Raw genomic sequence first — 17,903 nt, 5'->3', positions numbered from 1 at the left:
GAGAAAGGGGAGTGAGGAATAAAGAATTTGACTCGGGCAAGTTCTTTATTCCTCACTCCTTTTTTCTTTTACTCTTTTCTTGTTTATCTTTACTTTCCACTATTTTTTTTTCAGACGATGAGCAATTTAACAACAGATAATCCGGTAGCCCTTCAAGCCTTAATGGATGAAACTATTTTTTCCAATGGGTATGACTTCCGGTCGGAACCAGAAGCTTTAGCCAAAGCAAAGGATACGGAATATGTGGCTGTTGGAATTCCCTCGGTTGATCATCTCTCTACACCAGTTATTTTAGACAAAAATATTGAATCAAGTGCATTAGAGAACGAAAAAGATCAAAAGGGTACTGTCAATGCGCTGGAGGTATTAGGCGGAGAATTTATTTATCAGGGCAGCAAAGATCAAGGGATACTCTTTATTCTGCGTTATGTAGCATATCCTTATTTCTCTCCGGCGGCTCTCGACGCATTTGAAAAAACGATTGGTGCCTTAAAATTGACCAAGGAAAATGTTGCGGTGGTTAACTTGGCCAATGCACATAACCCAAACGATTTTAAACGTATCATGCAGTTTTTTGAACCCAAAAAGATTATTCTATTAGGTGTGGAGCCCGCATCCTTAAAGCTTCCTCCGATCGAACACAATTCTTATATGAAAGGGCGCATAGCGACGGTATTCAATACCTTCAGTTTTGAGGAGATGTTTGCCGATGTCAATAAAAAGAAACTGTTCTGGAACGAGTTTAAAACATTTATCGTTTCGTAATTTTTAAAAAAGATTTGTCCCGTTACAATGATTGCCGTCTTTTAAATAAGAATTTCTACTTTTGGCAATATAATTTGAAGAAAATGCTAGAACTTGTATTTGCAACGAATAATGCCCATAAACTGGAGGAGGTTCGGGCAATAGTGGGAGATGCTTTTGTTATTAAAAGCTTAAACGATATCGACTGTCAGGATGATATACCGGAAACCGGGGAGACATTTGAAGAAAATGCACAGCAAAAAACGGACTATTTGGTCAACAAATATGGGCTTTATTGTTTTGGTGATGACTCAGGCCTGGAAATAGATGCCTTAAATGGAGAGCCGGGGGTGTATTCGGCACGTTATTCGGGCTCTAGGGATATGGAAAAGAATATTGATCTTGTGCTGGAAAAATTAGGCGATAATCCAAATCGTTCGGCCAGATTCAAAACCGTTATTTCGTTGTACCTGAATGAACAACAGCATTTTTTTGAGGGAAGTATCGAAGGTCAAATCATTAAAGAGCGTAGAGGAGTGGATGGATTCGGTTATGACCCGATTTTTATCCCTGATGGCTATAACACAACTTTTGCTGAGATGAGTGCCCAAGAAAAAAATGCAATCAGTCATCGTGCGATTGCTGTCGGCAAACTTGCCCAATATCTAAAAACAAAATAATGCTTAGACGTAGTTTTAGTTGATAAACTTTATCCTTGACGGTAAACACAAACGGGGCAAAATATTTATTTTGCCCCGTTTAGTTTTATCTTTTTATATGGTCTATTTCGGCTCTTTCTTTTTGGACTTTTGGGTACTATCCGGTGCTGCTACTGTCAACGGTTTTAAATTCGTTGAATCCCGTTTTACAGCTGTTTTATCGGTTGTTGGCGCAATGTCGTTTTCTACTTTTTGCTTGGCTGTTGTTGCTTCGGGGGGTGTTGCTTTAGGCGTACCGCCTGTTTTATTCGAAACAGCTTTTGCTCCGGCTTTCGTGTCATTCCCTTTCTTCTCCTGGCCCTGCTTATCCTCTTTAGGCTTGGATTTCATTTTTCCATTTTCCTCCGTTTCCTTTTCTGTCGGAGCGGTGAAAGATGATTTGGAAAGGTCACGTTTTCTATTTAATAGATCCGCTTTCGATTTAGGACGGTCTTCAGGGCGCCATGTAAAGTTTGGTAGAAACTCTTTGTCTGCGGTAACCTCCGCTATCGGATAGACCTTGCCATCGACTTTTCGGATGGAAACGTATTCTTTGAGTTTATTGTCCTCCATCAGAATTTTAAAACGACTGCTCCGATCATGTACCAATTCTGTTGTTACATTTGTTTTCTCATCGATATTATAGAAAATGTTTTCAGCATTTCCATCTACAAAGAGGCGTTCCATCCGGTTATTGGTAAAGAAACTGGTAATTTTTCGTCCTTTGATCTGATTGAATTTCAATGAATCGCTTGTGGCATTGACCATAAATGCATTTCCGACTAACAGCGAATTGTCCAGTTTTTGATTTTTGACCTGCAAGAAGATCGTATCGCCGGATATTTGCGAATTCTCAGCCCACATCATCGGTTTTCCCATCAACCTAAACATTGAATCCTGCATACCATAATACATCGAATCGGCAACCGCCTGCAGATCGGATTTGAATAATCGGGCATTATAGTAGGCTTTCAGAATTCTGGTTTTTGCGGTATCCTGAGCCAAAGAATCTTTTTTCCCGCCTTGTGCATTTTTTAATGCAGCATCCATAATCTGATCCGATTCCCCGCCTTTTGGGATGATGGCTTTTTTACGTAACACACTATCGGCTTTCAGGTTTTTTTCAATCTCAATCCGATTTTGATCACCTACGATCACCGGTTGTTTCTTCGCAATATTCTGCCTCTTCGTGGCACTGGTATCTGCTGATTTCTTGATTTCCTTGCCGAGGGCAGGTTCCTTGATTTCTTTCTTATGGAGGCTGTCTATACCTTTTTTTAAGCTATCGGCTGCTTGTCGTAAATTATTGGTTGAATCTATATCGGCGGACATAGAATCTGTATCACCGTAATCGACCTCATTGTCTTCTTCAATGGCTCCCCCTTCTCGGTTTAATTTAAAATCCCGCGCGATATAATCTCGCCGGAAGATCATTTGTGAGAATAGGGTGTCTGCAGTCATAAAAACAGAATCCATCTCGGACTTTTCTTTTAATTCCTCATCCTTTCCGATGACATTCTTATTTTCTGCTACGGTCTTCTTAGGATCCTTATCGGTAATAAGTGCTGCTTTGTTATTTTTTTCCTTGTCTTTCTGTTCTTCTTTTTCAGCTTTCTTTAATTCTTTTGCTTCTTTTTTTAGTTCCTTTTCAGACTTTTTCTGTACAGGTGAAAACGAGGAGACAGAATCTTTTTTTGTTGAATCCTTTTTTACCACGGAAATAACCAAGGGTTTGTCTGTCATCGTAATGGACTCATTTTTTCCATTATAGAGTCCATATCCACCATATGCATAAAATTTATCAAGGGTGTCCACGAAGACGACATTTTTCACGGCTTTACCGATGCCGACCTGTCTATCATAGAAAAGACTATCTCCCTTCAGGAATTTAGTGCCTTCTGTATAAAGATTGTTCTTGGAAAAATAGGCCTGACCGGTAGCCATATGGTAACGGCCTTTCTCGGTATATAGATTTTCGCCCTTATTCCCTTTCATATTTGTAGGGCCGTAGAAATCCGTTATTCGGGTGTTGCCATTGTATTTCATGGAGTCCGTATAGACTTTTACGTTCGGCGATCGGACAACAACCTTTTGGTTAAAATATGATTCGCCGGTATTTTCGAAATAGGTAGCACGCTGACTGGTGATGGTGTCGCTTCCGGAGAGAATACGTCCACCGCTATAGTAGTTTCCAATTTTACTACGCATGTTATAAACGAGGTGATCGGTGGTCAATATTGATCCGCTGGTACTGACCATACGCACTGCTCCGGTTAATGTCGCTAATTGCATAGCTGCTTCATAATGCAGCTTATTGGAAAATATCTGTGTGCCATCAGGTTGGGTGATGATTACATTTCCATAAGCCTCAAAGAATTGCCGACCCAGTTTATCATTATGCAAATATCCACTGTCAGACGATAAGGTCGAGCCAACGTGCTCATAGACCGGGCGGTAAAAAACAACATTGCCGTTCTTTCCAGTAATAATATGTGACGAAGAAAGTAACTTTAATTCGTCCTGTTTCTGCGCTTGGACCGTCAAGCCAGTTAAAATAAATACAATCAGGGTAAAAATGTATTGTCTCACAAGGGCAAAAATATGGATTTTAATTGCTACTTTATTGGATTTCACAAATTTTAAGATGTGAATTTATCATTCAGACAAATATACCGTAACTTTGTTTATATGAATGTGCTGGAAAGATTAAAGGGATATATTGAAAAGGAGCATTTGATGATGCCTCATGACAGAATATTGCTTACGGTAAGTGGGGGAAAGGATTCGATGCTGATGGCACATTTATTCGCAAAAGCCGGCTTTAATATCGCTATTGCACACTGTAATTTCCAGTTGCGTGGAGAGGACTCCGAACTAGATGAAGCTTTGGTTCGAAAATTTGCTGCTGATAATGGGATTCCAATCTTTGTCAAGCAGTTTGATACCAAGACCTATGCCAAGGAAAATCAAATTTCCATTCAGATGGCTGCGCGCGAACTTCGTTATCGCTGGTTTGAACAACTTCGTGAGCAACTTCAGTTTGACCGAATTGCTGTCGCTCAACACCTAAATGATCACATTGAAACCGTCTTGTTAAATCTTTCACGTGGAACTGGCCTGCAAGGGCTTCAGGGCATCTTGCCTATAAGAGATCGTATCATTCGGCCACTTTTATTTCTTAAAGCAAGTGAAATCGAATATTACGTTCAGGAATATGCCATTGCTTATCGGGATGACCAATCTAACTTTTCGACAAAGTATGCGCGCAATAAGATAAGAATCGATATTATTCCGCATTTCAAAAAGCTACAACCCGATTTTGAACAGATTTTCGAACAGAATATTACACACTTTAAGGAATCTTATCAATTGCTACAACAATTTGTCGAACCGATCCGGAATAAACTTTTTCGGTCTACAGGCGATGGTTGGGTAGTGCGCAAAGAGGATTTGGAAGAACATTTGAACAATTTGCCTTTATTGTACGAGTTGTTTTCCGGTTTTAATTTTTCTAAAGCTGTGTTAAGTGATTTACAGCAAGCTTGGGGACGGGAATCAGGGCGTATCTTCCAATCGGATTGCTATCATATGCTTTTGGATAGAAATGAGCTTTTTATCAAAGAAAAGGAGTTTATATCGTCGGACGAGGCGATCATTACCTCTGAAACATCGACGGTGGAGTGGAAACAATATTGTTTCCATGCTGGGGTCTCTACAGAACTTACGATTAACAATAGTAGGGAGATTGCAAAATTCGATTATGATCTGCTTATCTTTCCATTGACAATCCGTTCATGGAAGATCGGAGATAGCTTCTATCCTTTGGGCATGGATGGGCGAAAAAAGCTGAGTGATTTTTTCATCAATAAGAAAATCAGTTTATTTGAAAAGGAAAATATTCCGATCCTGGTGAATGGAAATGGCGATATTCTTTGGCTTGCCAAATATCGCATGGATAATCGCTATAAGATTACCAGCAATACAAAAAAAGTCCTTACTTTAGTCTGTAAATGTGGTTAAGGATTAAGGAGCAAGAGGAAATTGTCCCAATACCCTATTATAAAAAAAGAAATGAAAGAAGGTGTATTCTATTCGGAAAATCAATATTTAGGACGTGACCGTGTTTGGATAAGCGTACGTTTGGTACTTGTGTTATTTTGTTTTACCGCATTTTATCTGAATTTGGACCATTTGATTTCCAGTCAATTGTTTTTCATTGTCGGAGTGGGAATCATCATTACATCCATTGTTATGATGTATATGGTCTTGTTTCGTATAGAAGTATTCCAGGATCATATCCTGATCAGTGGCCTCTGGTCCACTCGGGTGGTGAAAATAGATTTGGCTTCTATTTCGAAAGTTGAAAAGGGGCCATACAGCACATTCTTTTTTAATAACCCTGTTTATAACCTGCATTCCAAAGGGAAGATTAAGTTTTTTGCAGGGGGTAAAAATGCAGTTTTCCTAACGGATAAAGATGGATTGACTTATGTGTTGGGAACCCAGCGACAAGAGGAGCTTTTTCGTACAATCATGGAAACGAAAGGAAAACTGGCGAAGTCTTAAAAATTGTTAATAATTTCTTATCTGACATTTTAAAGACAACAGTTTATTGAGTTATTGGTTAAATTTGAGAAAATAGCAACGAATTAACTATGGCATTTTTAAAATTTATACTTATTACATTTGCTGTTTACTTTGTAATAAGATTCTTATTCAAATTATTATTACCGTTTGCAATGCGTAAAGCAGCTGAAAAGCTGATGAAAAAAGCGCAGGAACAGGGGGGAGCATATAGCGGCCAAGGGCAAGGTGGTACTTTTCACTATGAATTTACCGGTCAGGGGCAGCAAGAAAATAAAAGATCTCAGCCTGAAGGCAAAATCAAAGTTGATTATATTCCACCGAAGGAAACACCCGAGCGCAAAGGGGCGGAAACGGCTGGTGAGTTTGTCGATTTTGAGGAAATAAAATAATTTTTAGCGGCCCAAATAGCGTATCTTTGTGCTATGTGGCTTAAGCAACTTTCTGTTCTAAATTTCAAGAATTACTCGGAAACTTCTTTGGAATTTCTCCCTGAAGTAAACGCTTTTACAGGGAATAATGGTGTTGGCAAAACCAATCTTTTGGATGCAATCCACTATTTATCGCTTTGTAAAAGCTACTTTAATCCTATAGATTCGCAACATATCAAATCCGGTAACGATTGGTTCATGGTTCAAGGTGAATTTGATAAAGAATCGAATAGCGATGTTATTTCCTGCAGCCTAAAAAAGAATCAAAAAAAGCAGTTTAAAAAGAACAAAAAAGATTATCCTCGACTGGCCGATCATATCGGACTTTTTCCTTTGGTTATGATTTCTCCAAATGATAGCATTATCATTACGGATGGGAGCGAGGAACGTCGAAAGTTTGTGGATAATGTGATTTCCCAAACGGACAATAAGTATCTGGATACGCTAATTATCTATAATAAATTCTTAGCCCAACGAAATAGCCTGCTCAAACAGGCCCGTCAATCCAATGTGCTGGACTTGGGATTAATCGAAATTCTTAACTTTCAACTGGAGGAAGTCGGCAATATTATCTTTGCCAAGAGAAGAACATTTATGGAAGAGTTTCAACCTGAGTTTGATCGGCATTATGAATTTTTGACCGAAGATGCTGAGTCTGTCCAGCTGCAATATGAGTCTCCCCTAATGTCGGATTCCTTCTTGAATATTCTGGCAAAGAACCTTGAGCGTGACCGTATTTTGGAACGTACTAGTCAGGGAATTCATAAAGATGATCTGATATTTACTATCCATGGTGGAATGCCGCTGAAAAAGTTTGGCTCCCAAGGACAACAAAAATCATTTCTCATTGCGTTAAAACTTGCTCAATATTCCTATTTACAGCAAAAAAAAGGATTTAAACCCTTACTTCTCCTGGATGATATCTTTGATAAACTGGACGATCGTCGTACGCATAAATTGATGCAGATGGTCTCTGATGATGATTTTGGTCAGATTTTTCTGACGGATACGGACTCAAAAAGAATTCAACGAATCTTTGATGAAATCAATCGGCCTGTTCGTATATTTGGAATCGAAGGAGGACAAGTGAATGTATAAGAAGCAACCAACGAAGAAGAGCCTGGAATTTATTCGGTCAAGCGATGACATGACCATTAAGCAGGGGGTGGAGCGTCTCCTCGAAGCTTATAAACTACGCCGAAAATTTGATGAGACCTCAATCGCTTCGGTATGGCCTCAACTGATTGGAAAGGCAATTGCCAATCGCACACAGCAGCTATATGTACGTGACAAAAAGTTGTTTGTGCGCGTAGAGTCTGCCGTGATTAAAAATGAACTGGCATTAATGCGTCGTCAGATTCTCGGAAGGGTAAATGAGTATGTCGGACATGTCATTATCGAAGAGGTCGTGATTTTGTAGCCTGTATTCCTAGCTAAGTTTAACCAGTTGTTTGATAACCTATATCATCTCCCTGAAACCGCAGGGACAAAGCTGTTTGCACGTTTTGAACACACTGAATCCAAGCGGGATGACTATCCCATCAGAGAAGGAGATTACTTTTTCATTTTATTTTTATTGGCCGGTTTGATCCATCAATACAGCTGGAGTAACAAGTGAATTTACACAGTGGATCGGTACAGCCAATCTTTTCATCACTGATCTCGCATCTTTTATTTTTGATGTTCCTTCCATATAGAATTTTCAATGCATCAATGATTGTCGTATATACCGTTTATCAAAATGAGATTGTCAACAGATGGAAGCAGATATCGTTTTATTTTATCTCCACTGGCAGGTCTCGTCCTTTGTGATCTGTGTAAAGCTTGAGCTTGTATTATAAGGCATTCGATACCATAAAGTGACAGGCGTAGGTTTGTTTTTATATCGTAAATCCAATGACACTTTTTTAAGATGTCGCGATTGCCTATGCGATTCGAGTGAGCACACAGAGAGCCCGACGATTAAAAGTTTTGAACAGGAGCCTGTAATCATTCACCACAAGACAAGAATTTGAACTCTTTAATAGGGCAATAAAGCAGCGAGTGGCACTTGGGGCTATAGCTTTCAACATTGAGATGTTAATATAGGATGATTATACACAATGTATTTTGGCTGGGAGATGCTTTCAGCTGTGTTGTTAACATTTTTGTGTGGATAACCTCGTAGTTTTGCACATTTTGCTGAGATTTTTAATTTTGCCTTGTTGTGTTATTCACATTTTAATGTTGGTAAGCGCTGAGTTGTTCACATTTTTAGGTAACGAATGGGTATGGGTATCCCACTTATTAACATTTTATATGTTAATAAGTGGCTTGTTTTGTTAATAAGTCCACGCTGAAATACTAAAGAGTCAATCTTATGCACAAAATACCAACAGTCCGTTAGGGTTGGTATCGCATGTTTATTGGTCGACTGGATTTCCCTGTGGGAGTATGGAAGCTACTATAGGTACTGTTCCAGATCGCCTTTGCCTTCACGGATAACGTCAAAGGTTCCTTCCGTCAGATCTACTACCGTGGAAGCAACATTGTCCCCATAACCACCATCGATAACAGCATCGACAAGATCCTGATATTTCTCGTAGATCAATTCGGGATCAGTTGAATATTCGATTATTTCATCTTCATCGTGAATGGAAGCCGTCACAATCGGATTGCCCAATTGTTTCACAATTTCCCGAACAATGTTATTGTCTGGCACGCGGATACCCACAGTCTTCTTTTTCGAACTTAATAGCTTGGGAACTTTTGTTGTTGCGTTAAAAATAAAGGTAAAGGGGCCGGGGAGCGCTTTCTTCAGGACACGAAATACGGTGGTATCGAATGATTTGGTGTACTGGGAAATATCGGTCAGGTCATAACAGATAAAGGATAGATTGGCTTTATCCGGTTTTAATCCTCTGATCTCACAGACACGTTCTATTGCTTTTTGTTGTGTAATATCACAGCCGATACCATAGACGGTATCGGTAGGATAAATGATTACTCCGCCTCTTTTAAGGATGTCAACAGCCTGTGCAATGGCTTTTGGATTGGGATTGTCGTTATATATCTTGATAAGCATATTGCGTATAGTATATTTATTATAACGTATGAAAATCATAGTTTTTAATCTGGGAAGCCCTGAGCGAGGTGCTTACCATTTCAAGGGGGCAAAACTATTATTCAGATACGTATCTTTCTAAAAGAACAACAGCCAAAATATTTTGTTTTGGCTGTTGTTCTTTATGTTAAAATTCTGCGTTCTTCGGAGTACGGGGGAACGGTATTACATCGCGGATATTGGTCATTCCGGTAGTGAACAACACCAAGCGCTCAAAACCTACACCAAATCCTGAATGTGGTACAGAACCAAAACGGCGGGTATCCAAGAACCATTCCATTTCTTCTGCTGGTATGCCTACTTCTGCCATACGCGCCAATAGACGATCCAGATTTTCCTCACGTTGTGAGCCACCGACCATCTCACCGATACCTGGGAAAAGAATATCCATTGCACGTACGGTATTACGCCCCTGCGCATCTGGCTCGTTCTGTTTCATGTAGAAAGACTTGATCTCTCTTGGGTAGTCAGTCAGAATAACAGGTTTCTTGAAGTGTTTCTCGACCAAATAACGTTCGTGTTCAGATTGCAAGTCTGCTCCCCAATCGTCAATTAAATACTTAAATTGTTTCTTTTGGTTTGGCTTACTGCGTTTTAGTATTTCAATAGCATCTGTATAAGTTACACGCTCGAAATCATTGGCTAAGACGAAGTTTAACTTTTCAACCAAATTTAATTCAGAACGTTCTGCTGCTGGTTTTGATTTTTCTTCTTCCAATAAACGACTTTTCAAAAACTCGATTTCCTCAGGACAAGTTTCTAAAGCGTATTTGATCACGTATTTTAATAATGCTTCGGCCAAATCCATGTTGTCTTCCAGTTCATAGAAAGCCATTTCCGGTTCAATCATCCAGAATTCAGCCAAGTGACGTGTAGTATTTGAGTTTTCTGCCCTAAAGGTCGGACCAAAAGTATAGATATTTCCAAAGGCCATTGCTCCAAGCTCGCCTTCTAATTGACCGGAGACCGTCAGGTTTGTCGATTTTCCAAAGAAATCCTCTTTAAAATCAATTTCTCCGTTTTCTTTACGCGGTGGATTTTTTAGATCCAGCGTAGTCACCTGAAACATTTCACCAGCACCTTCGGCATCAGAACCTGTGATAATCGGTGTGTGCATATACACAAAATCATTTTCCTGGAAAAATTTATGTACTGCGAAAGCCAAGGCATTACGAACTTTGAATACCGCATTGAATGTGCCTGTACGGAAACGTAAGTGCGCAATTTCACGTAGAAATTCTAAGCTGTGCTTTTTGGGTTGTAAAGGATATTTTTCAGGGTCTGAATCACCAATAATGCTTACCTCAGTAGCTTTAACTTCTACTTTTTGTCCCTTACCCAGTGATTCTATCAATTGACCTTTTACGCGAACTGCAGCTCCGGTAGTGATACGCTTCAGGATATCTTCAGGTGTATTTTCAAAATCGACTACTGCTTGAATATTATTGATTGACGAACCGTCATTAATTGCTATAAATTGATTGTTACGGAAAGTTCTTACCCAACCTTTAACAACGACCTCTTTGCCGAATTCTGTGGCATTCAATAGTTCCTTTATTCTTGTGTGTTCCATCTTAATTTTTGGAGAATGACTTGTAAAAGATGCTTTGTTTAAAAAGCAATACAAAAATAAGCTATTCTGTTGATTTATTGGGTATCAATGTTGATTTAATTCGCTGACTGAGGGATCAATGAGCTTTTAAACTTAATTTTTCCGGACGAATATTTGGATCAAAATCAATAGAAAGGGGGCGGCATTTAGAACAAAAAAGCGGATCAACTCAGTTGATCCGCTTTTAAGCTTTATGACGATCGAAGGAATTATCCTTTCAATACTTTGGTTACTAATTCAGCAGCTTCCTTCAATAAGATTGCAGAATAAACTTGTAGACCTGACTCATCGATTAATTTTTTCGCTTCTTCAGCATTTGTACCTTGAAGTCGTACGATAATAGGAACAGGAATATTACCAATTTCACTGTAAGCATCAATTACCCCTTGCGCAACACGGTCACAACGAACGATACCACCAAAGATATTGATTAAAATAGCTTTTACATTCGGGTCTTTCAAAATGATATTGAAACCAGCTTTCACCGTTTCAGCATTTGCCGTACCACCAACATCCAAGAAGTTCGCAGGTTCTCCACCCGCTAATTTGATGATGTCCATTGTTGCCATTGCAAGACCGGCACCATTTACCATACAACCTACGTTACCATCTAGTTTAACATAGTTAAGGTTTGATTCGCCAGCTTCAACTTCTGTAGGATCTTCTTCGGTTACATCGCGCATAGCAGCGTAATCAGGATGACGGTACAATGCGTTCTCGTCAAGATTAACTTTGGCATCAACGGCTAAGATCTTGTCGTCGGAAGTTTTCAATACTGGATTGATCTCGAACATCGAAGAATCAGTAGAATCGTATGCTTTATAAAGCGCAGCAACAAATTTTACCATTTCTTTGTGTGCAGCACCGGAAAGACCTAGATTGAAAGCGATTTTACGTGCTTGGAATCCTTGTAAACCTACTTTTGGATCGATTTCTTCTTTGAAAATCAAGTGCGGTGTTTTTTCTGCAACTTCTTCAATGTCCATACCACCTTCTGTAGAGTACATAACGATGTTACGTCCTGTAGCACGGTCCAATAAGACAGACATGTAGAATTCTTTTGTTTCGCTTTCACCTGGATAGTAAACGTCTTGAGCGATCAAAACTTTGTTTACTTTTTTACCTTCAGGTCCAGTTTGAGGCGTTACTAATTGCATACCAATGATGTCAGTTGCCCTTTGTTTGACTTCATCTAAGTTCTTAGCTAACTTGACACCACCACCTTTACCACGGCCACCAGCGTGAATTTGAGCTTTGACAACAACCCAGTCGGAATTGTAGTCTTCTTTCATTTTTTTAGCCGCTTCCACAGCTTGCTCTGGAGTATCTGCTACGATACCTTCCTGTACGCGCACACCAAAGCTCTTTAGTATTTGTTTTCCTTGATATTCGTGAATGTTCATTTGCAAAAATATTTGGCGTAAAAATATGTTTTTTTGAGGGATAAGACAAGGGATAAATTGCTCTTTTATCTATTTTTTGACATTTGTGAAAAATAAAATGGCTGAAATAGAGAAATAACTGCTTATTTATTCAAAGACGTGATATCGTAAATTTATTTATCTTTGTCCTATGATGTTACAAGCCAAAGGAATTCACAAAGCTTATGGGGCATTGCCCATCTTAAAAGGCGTTGACATAAGCGTGGAAAAAGGTGAAATCGTGAGTATTGTCGGAGCTTCAGGAGCAGGTAAGAGTACACTTTTACATATTATCGGAACATTGGACAAACCTGATCAAGGTTCAATATTTATTGATGGTGTTGATATCCATAAACTGAATGCCAAAAAGCTGAGTGCTTTTCGAAATGAGCATATTGGTTTTGTTTTCCAGTTCCATCACTTGTTACCTGAATTTACGGCATTGGAAAACGTGTGTATTCCTGCTTTTATCCATGGGCAGAAGCGGGCAGAAGTGGAGACAAAAGCAAAGGAATTATTGGAGTTACTTGGAGTTTCACATCGTATTGACCATAAGCCTGCTGAGATGTCAGGGGGGGAACAGCAACGTGTTTCTGTTGCACGGGCCTTGATAAATGATCCTTCTGTTATTTTGGCGGATGAACCTTCCGGAAACTTAGACTCTGAAAATGCTGCGGCACTACATCAGCTGTTTTTTGATCTTAGAAACAAATTTCAACAAACATTTATCATTGTAACCCATAATGAAGAATTGGCCCGCATTTCAGATCGGACAATTCATATGCGGGATGGATTGGTTGTTTAATTTATATCATGTTACAAGCATCTTAGATTTAGATTGTCTTGTGAGCGACCAAAAACTGATTATTGGGCATCGTGGATCACTAGTCCCCTATGAATAACAAATTATTTTGATGAAGAAAATATTAATAACTTTCGGAACCAGACCACTGGCGATGCGTATTGCCAAAAAGCTTGCAGGTAAATTTGAAGTTTTGTACGCCAGTTCGGAAGAGATTCCGGAGTTACTATTAAAATCGGGGAATTATGAGTCTATCCCCAAAGGATTACTGCCTACCTTTGCCCACGAGTTGCTCAAATTGAGCCTAGACCAGCAAGTGGACTATGTGCTGCCTTTAGGTGTTTTTGAGCTCGAACCATTGGCTGAAGCCAAAGTATTATTTGAGGAGTACCAGATAGCCGTACTTGTTCCGGATAAAGATATGCTAGGCACTTTTCCTATCATTGAAAATCCTCCTGCCGAACTCCCCTATGTTTTGCTTTCCAAAGGCAATAATTTATTGGAAGACGATGTTGCTGAAAATACCTTGGATGGACTATTGGTCAGATCGGATTCTGAGGAAGATTTTGCGCTAGTCTGTGTATCGAAATAAGGCGACTGTACTATTGTTCGCCTCATGCTGAACCTGACTTGTGCGACGTTTTTTTAATTTAAAGGTTTATTAGTGATGCTGTTTCCAGAAGAAAAGAAAGTCTATGTGTTTGAATTGGATGATGTTATTTTTCCAAAGAAAGACTACTTGCTCCAAGTTTATTATCTGTTTGCTAATTTTATTGAATTCACGGAGACCTTTCCTCCACAGGGTGATTTGGTTAACTTTATGAAAAACCATTTGGAAAATCAGGGTGAAGAATCCCTATTTGAACATGCGCAAGCAACATTTGGATTTGACATGAAGTACAAGGAAAATTTTGAACGATTGCATGTAAATGCCGTATTGCCGTTAAAGCTGCATCTTTTTGATCATATCTCCACATTATTTTCTCAATTGAGTGCTGCTGGTAAAATGATATGTATTCTGACGAAGGGAAATCCACTGGAGCAACTGAACAAAGTGAGATTTGTGGACTGGGGGCCTTTCAGCGATCGGATAAAAATTTATTTTGAGGATGAACTTGTGTTTCGTAAGATAGATCCCATGTCATTCTTAGCCCAGGAATTTGCGGTAGATAGTTCCGCAATTCAATTTGTGGACTAAGTTTTCATTGATTATCTTTGTATTATCTACCAACAATGTTTTGACTTTAGAATATACTGAATAAACATTGTTGAAAAAAAATTATGATTAGGGATATAAAAGCCCTATTTTTATATAAAGCCCTTGGATTTATGAATAAAGTGAACAAGCCTGCCACGATTAAGGAAATTGCCAAGAAGCTGAAAATCAGTCCTTCCACGGTGTCGAGAGCATTGAATGATCATCCAAGTATTGGATTGGTAACGACAATGCGTGTCAAAAAAATGGCCGAAGAATTGAACTATGAACCCAATCAGACAGCTATTTTCTTTAAACAACGCAAGACATTTACCATCGCTGTTATCCTGCCTAGTTTATCGGAGCCATTTTTTTCCTTCGCGATCAGCGAAATAGAAAACGTTGCTTCGGCTCAACGGTATACTGTTTTAATGGGGCAATCATTGGATGATCCGGATCGGGAAGAACAGATATTAAAAACATTTAAAAATCATCGTGTAGATGGTATATTAATGTCGATTGGGAAGAAGACAACAAATTTGGAATTTATCGAAAAGCTGGAGTCATCTGGAATACCGGTTGTCTTTTTTGATTGTGTCCCTAGTTTACCGAATATCAATAAAGTCCAGAGTGATCTGTCGACCGGCATGAATGAGGCTGTGGATGCTTTTGTGGCACGAGGGCACAAAGTAATTGCTTTAGTTAATGGACCGAAGACATTACCTGCCAGTGAGGACCGAAAAGTAGCGTATTTGTCTGCAATGAAGCGAAATGGAATGGACATTCTGGAAAAGAATATTATTGAAACAGACCTGAGCACAGAGGGGAATGAAAAAGCCATGGAAAGTATATTTGCAATGCCTGAACGACCTTCAGCGATTATTTCTTTTAATGACTTTGTTACACTGGATCTGATGAAAGCAGCGCGCAACAAGGGATTGGTTCTAAATCAAGATATCTTTTTCATTAGTTATGCCAATTATCCACTGTGGCAGTATATGGAAAATCCACCCATGGGACGTATCGAACAGTTTCCGGGTATGCAGGCACGTAAGGCGGCCGAAATTCTATTTGAGCGAATTGAGAATTCAGATGTAGCAGATCAACAAATTGTTTTTAAGTCGAGATTGGTGATGTAATTTTTTAGCTAAATGAATAACAACATAAAAAAGAGGGGAAAATCATTCGATTTTCCCCTCTTTTTTATGTTATATGCGACTATAGATGGATCACTTCACCGTATGCATCGGCACATGCTTCCATAATAGCTTCACTCATCGTTGGGTGTGGATGGATTGATTTGATCATTTCATGTCCTGTTGTTTCCAATTTACGGGCAACAACAACTTCTGCGATCATTTCAGTAACGTTAGATCCGATCAGGTGTGCACCTAGGAATTCACCATATTTTGCATCAAAGATAACTTTGACGAAACCGTCTTTTGCTCCAGCTGCAGAAGCTTTTCCTGAAGCGGAGAATGGGAATTTACCAACTTTAATTTCATATCCAGCTTCTTTCGCTGCTTTTTCGGTATAACCGACAGAAGCAATCTCAGGAGAACAGTAAGTACATCCAGGGATATTGTTATAATCGATAGGTTCTACGTGAAGACCTTTGATTTTTTCGACACAGGTAATACCCTCTGCTGAAGCAACGTGAGCTAAGGCCTGGCCTTTAACGATGTCACCAATAGCGTATACACCTTCAATATTTGTTTTGTAGAAATCGTCTACGACAACACGGCCACGATCAGTTTTAACACCAACTTCTTCCAAACCGATGTTTTCGATATTGGGAGCAATACCTACCGCAGACAGTACAACTTCCGCTTCGATGACTTCAATACCTTTTTCCGTTTTAATGGAAACTTTGCTCAATTCTCCGGATGTATCAACGGATTGCACCTCTGATTTGGTAAGGATATTAATGCCTTGTTTCTTTAAGCTTTTTTCTAATTGTTTTGAGATTTCTTCATCTTCAACTGGAACGATTCTATCCATAAATTCAACGATAGTCACTTTTGTTCCAATTGCATTATAGAAATAAGCAAATTCAACACCGATGGCACCGGAACCAACAACAACTAAAGATTTTGGTTGTTTAGGTAATGTCATTGCCTGGCGGTAGCCTACAATCTTTTTACCATCTTGTGGTAAGTTAGGCAGTTCACGTGAGCGTGCTCCTGTGGCTAGGATGGTGTGTTTTGCCGCATATTCTTTGGTCGAACCGTCTGCACCTTTTACATCGATCTTACCGCCTTTTTTAATTTTTGCAGTTCCGTTGATGACATCAATTTTATTTTTTTTCATCAAGAACTGAATACCTTTACTCATTCCTTCAGCTACGCCGCGGCTTCTTTTGACGATAGCTTCGAAATCAGCCTCACCACCTTGAACATTGATGCCGTAATCTGCGGCATGGTTTAAATATTCAAATACTTGAGCACTTTTCAATAATGCTTTTGTAGGGATACAGCCCCAGTTTAGACAGATTCCGCCTAATGATTCGCGTTCAATAATCGCTGTTTTGAACCCTAACTGAGCGGCTCTAATGGCAGCAACATACCCGCCTGGACCACTACCGATTACAATGATGTCGTAATTCATATAAATAAATATTCTGTAGTTGAGTGTTATAGCTTCAAATACCAAGGTACTGAACCTTATATTCATTCAAAAGTACATATTTTTTCTGATGAATATGAACTATTTATTGTAAAATTGGCGGTTTTTGATAAAACAATGTCATTGTGTACAGCCTAATGTCACGTGTCGGTAAAAGGAAGAAAAATAATGGAGTAAACGTGTTTAGAGTGTTATTTTTGATGTTCACAATACACAGTTTATCATTATGTTAAGAATATTTAGACAAATTGCGCTGTGGGAGGCTATTTCCACGATCTGCTTGTTTTTTATTGCAATGCCCCTGAAATATTTTGCCGGAATACCCGAGGCAGTGAAGATTGCGGGATCCATTCATGGCTTTTTTGTCGTTATATTTGTCGTGATGCTCATCATGTCTACCATCGAATATAAATGGCCCATTCTGAAGGCAATTAAGTACTTTTTGGCCTCCTTGGTTCCCATCCTTGGATTTTGGGTAGAATTGGATTTAAAGAAGGAGATCGAAGGAAAAAGACAGAAATCTTAATCATTTGGATTTGAGATATTAATATTGAGATCTTAAAATCATTACGCTTAGGGATAGGTTTAAGTTAGGGATATTCAGTAAATGTTATAAAAAATGGTGGTCAGAATAATTTCGGTCACCATTTTTTGTTCTGTTATCCCGATCTTTGTAAGATTTTTCCGC

Annotated in this window: 17 protein-coding genes; 12 read left to right on the top strand and 5 right to left on the bottom strand. The window is 39.1% G+C overall.

Annotation, left to right across the window (positions count from 1 at the left end; all coding sequences use genetic code 11):
• Positions 1-117: 117 nt before the first annotated feature.
• Both D7322_RS17135 and D7322_RS17130 read left to right on the top strand, forming a co-directional pair.
• Positions 118-765: a hypothetical protein gene (locus D7322_RS17135; protein ID WP_121125485.1), complete on the top strand. Its 648-nt coding sequence runs from the start codon at positions 118-120 to the stop codon at positions 763-765.
• An 83-nt stretch (positions 766-848) separates the two neighbouring features.
• Positions 849-1,424 carry a non-canonical purine NTP diphosphatase gene (locus D7322_RS17130; protein WP_121125484.1) on the top strand — a complete coding sequence of 192 codons (576 nt, stop codon included), beginning with the start codon at positions 849-851 and terminating at the stop codon, positions 1,422-1,424.
• Positions 1,425-1,526: 102 nt separating this feature from the next.
• Here the strand turns inward: D7322_RS17130 and D7322_RS17125 are convergent, their stop codons facing one another.
• A complete protein-coding gene (locus D7322_RS17125) occupies positions 1,527-4,031 on the bottom strand; it encodes an OstA-like protein (protein WP_245971363.1) in 2,505 nt (834 codons plus the stop codon).
• Positions 4,032-4,088: 57 nt separating this feature from the next.
• Between D7322_RS17125 and tilS the strand changes: the two genes are divergently transcribed.
• From tilS to D7322_RS17100, 5 genes are all read left to right on the top strand, one after another.
• Positions 4,089-5,462: a tRNA lysidine(34) synthetase TilS gene (gene tilS / locus D7322_RS17120; RefSeq protein ID WP_245971362.1), complete on the top strand. Its 1,374-nt coding sequence runs from the start codon at positions 4,089-4,091 to the stop codon at positions 5,460-5,462.
• 51 nt (positions 5,463-5,513) lie between these two features.
• Complete coding sequence (locus D7322_RS17115) at positions 5,514-6,008, top strand: hypothetical protein (protein WP_245971361.1); 495 nt, start codon at positions 5,514-5,516, stop codon at positions 6,006-6,008.
• A gap of 89 nt (positions 6,009-6,097) precedes the next feature.
• Complete coding sequence (locus D7322_RS17110) at positions 6,098-6,418, top strand: DUF4834 family protein (RefSeq protein ID WP_121125482.1); 321 nt, start codon at positions 6,098-6,100, stop codon at positions 6,416-6,418.
• Between the two features lie 33 nt (positions 6,419-6,451).
• Positions 6,452-7,555: a DNA replication/repair protein RecF gene (gene recF, locus D7322_RS17105; protein ID WP_121125481.1), complete on the top strand. Its 1,104-nt coding sequence runs from the start codon at positions 6,452-6,454 to the stop codon at positions 7,553-7,555.
• Entirely contained in the window at positions 7,548-7,877 is a 330-nt protein-coding gene (locus D7322_RS17100) for a DUF721 domain-containing protein (protein ID WP_077437878.1), read from the top strand. The genes recF and D7322_RS17100 overlap by 8 nt, the downstream gene beginning before the upstream one ends.
• Before the next feature lie 1,023 nt (positions 7,878-8,900).
• Here the strand turns inward: D7322_RS17100 and D7322_RS17095 are convergent.
• The 3 genes from D7322_RS17095 to sucC form a co-directional block, all read right to left on the bottom strand.
• A complete protein-coding gene (locus D7322_RS17095) occupies positions 8,901-9,521 on the bottom strand; it encodes an L-threonylcarbamoyladenylate synthase (protein WP_121125480.1) in 621 nt (206 codons plus the stop codon).
• A 166-nt stretch (positions 9,522-9,687) separates the two neighbouring features.
• On the bottom strand, positions 9,688-11,133 hold the full coding sequence (gene asnS / locus D7322_RS17090) for an asparagine--tRNA ligase (RefSeq protein ID WP_121125479.1): 1,446 nt from the start codon (positions 11,131-11,133) through the stop codon (positions 9,688-9,690).
• A 248-nt stretch (positions 11,134-11,381) separates the two neighbouring features.
• Positions 11,382-12,575 (bottom strand): ADP-forming succinate--CoA ligase subunit beta, encoded by a 1,194-nt coding sequence (gene sucC, locus D7322_RS17085; RefSeq protein WP_108635949.1) that lies wholly within the window; start codon positions 12,573-12,575, stop codon positions 11,382-11,384.
• Between the two features lie 172 nt (positions 12,576-12,747).
• Here sucC and D7322_RS17080 point away from each other — a divergent pair, with 172 nt between their 5' ends.
• The 4 genes from D7322_RS17080 to D7322_RS17065 all read left to right on the top strand — a co-directional run bounded on the left by D7322_RS17080 (position 12,748) and on the right by D7322_RS17065 (position 15,729).
• Positions 12,748-13,398 carry an ABC transporter ATP-binding protein gene (locus D7322_RS17080; RefSeq protein ID WP_183078747.1) on the top strand — a complete coding sequence of 217 codons (651 nt, stop codon included), beginning with the start codon at positions 12,748-12,750 and terminating at the stop codon, positions 13,396-13,398.
• A gap of 109 nt (positions 13,399-13,507) precedes the next feature.
• Positions 13,508-13,987 carry a hypothetical protein gene (locus D7322_RS17075; protein WP_121125477.1) on the top strand — a complete coding sequence of 160 codons (480 nt, stop codon included), beginning with the start codon at positions 13,508-13,510 and terminating at the stop codon, positions 13,985-13,987.
• A 75-nt stretch (positions 13,988-14,062) separates the two neighbouring features.
• A complete protein-coding gene (locus tag D7322_RS17070; protein WP_121125476.1) occupies positions 14,063-14,593 on the top strand; it encodes an HAD family hydrolase in 531 nt (176 codons plus the stop codon).
• A 131-nt stretch (positions 14,594-14,724) separates the two neighbouring features.
• Positions 14,725-15,729: a LacI family DNA-binding transcriptional regulator gene (locus D7322_RS17065; protein ID WP_121125617.1), complete on the top strand. Its 1,005-nt coding sequence runs from the start codon at positions 14,725-14,727 to the stop codon at positions 15,727-15,729.
• A gap of 79 nt (positions 15,730-15,808) precedes the next feature.
• Here the strand turns inward: D7322_RS17065 and lpdA are convergent, their stop codons facing one another.
• Positions 15,809-17,197: a dihydrolipoyl dehydrogenase gene (gene lpdA, locus D7322_RS17060; protein WP_121125475.1), complete on the bottom strand. Its 1,389-nt coding sequence runs from the start codon at positions 17,195-17,197 to the stop codon at positions 15,809-15,811.
• 244 nt (positions 17,198-17,441) lie between these two features.
• Here lpdA and D7322_RS17055 point away from each other — a divergent pair, with 244 nt between their 5' ends.
• Positions 17,442-17,741: a DUF3817 domain-containing protein gene (locus D7322_RS17055; protein ID WP_121125474.1), complete on the top strand. Its 300-nt coding sequence runs from the start codon at positions 17,442-17,444 to the stop codon at positions 17,739-17,741.
• The last annotated feature ends 162 nt before the right edge of the window (positions 17,742-17,903 follow it).

It is taken from the genome of Sphingobacterium puteale (genome assembly GCF_003627955.1).
Classification (GTDB): Bacteria; Bacteroidota; Bacteroidia; order Sphingobacteriales; family Sphingobacteriaceae; genus Sphingobacterium; species Sphingobacterium puteale.
This window is presented reverse-complemented; position numbering and strand designations above follow the sequence as displayed.

Excerpts from the sequence above, each read along its gene's own strand:
- lpdA (WP_121125475.1), bottom strand. The coding sequence starts at position 17,197 with ATGAATTACGACATCATTGTAATCGGTAGTGGTCCAGGCGGGTATGTT.
- asnS (WP_121125479.1), bottom strand. The coding sequence starts at position 11,133 with ATGGAACACACAAGAATAAAGGAACTATTGAATGCCACAGAATTCGGC.
- D7322_RS17095 (WP_121125480.1), bottom strand. The coding sequence starts at position 9,521 with ATGCTTATCAAGATATATAACGACAATCCCAATCCAAAAGCCATTGCA.
- D7322_RS17100 (WP_077437878.1), top strand. The coding sequence starts at position 7,548 with ATGTATAAGAAGCAACCAACGAAGAAGAGCCTGGAATTTATTCGGTCA.
- recF (WP_121125481.1), top strand. The coding sequence starts at position 6,452 with ATGTGGCTTAAGCAACTTTCTGTTCTAAATTTCAAGAATTACTCGGAA.
- D7322_RS17135 (WP_121125485.1), top strand. The coding sequence starts at position 118 with ATGAGCAATTTAACAACAGATAATCCGGTAGCCCTTCAAGCCTTAATG.
- D7322_RS17055 (WP_121125474.1), top strand. The coding sequence starts at position 17,442 with ATGTTAAGAATATTTAGACAAATTGCGCTGTGGGAGGCTATTTCCACG.
- D7322_RS17115 (WP_245971361.1), top strand. The coding sequence starts at position 5,514 with ATGAAAGAAGGTGTATTCTATTCGGAAAATCAATATTTAGGACGTGAC.
- D7322_RS17065 (WP_121125617.1), top strand. The coding sequence starts at position 14,725 with ATGAATAAAGTGAACAAGCCTGCCACGATTAAGGAAATTGCCAAGAAG.
- sucC (WP_108635949.1), bottom strand. The coding sequence starts at position 12,575 with ATGAACATTCACGAATATCAAGGAAAACAAATACTAAAGAGCTTTGGT.
- D7322_RS17075 (WP_121125477.1), top strand. The coding sequence starts at position 13,508 with ATGAAGAAAATATTAATAACTTTCGGAACCAGACCACTGGCGATGCGT.
- D7322_RS17070 (WP_121125476.1), top strand. The coding sequence starts at position 14,063 with ATGCTGTTTCCAGAAGAAAAGAAAGTCTATGTGTTTGAATTGGATGAT.
- D7322_RS17130 (WP_121125484.1), top strand. The coding sequence starts at position 849 with ATGCTAGAACTTGTATTTGCAACGAATAATGCCCATAAACTGGAGGAG.
- D7322_RS17110 (WP_121125482.1), top strand. The coding sequence starts at position 6,098 with ATGGCATTTTTAAAATTTATACTTATTACATTTGCTGTTTACTTTGTA.
- D7322_RS17080 (WP_183078747.1), top strand. The coding sequence starts at position 12,748 with ATGTTACAAGCCAAAGGAATTCACAAAGCTTATGGGGCATTGCCCATC.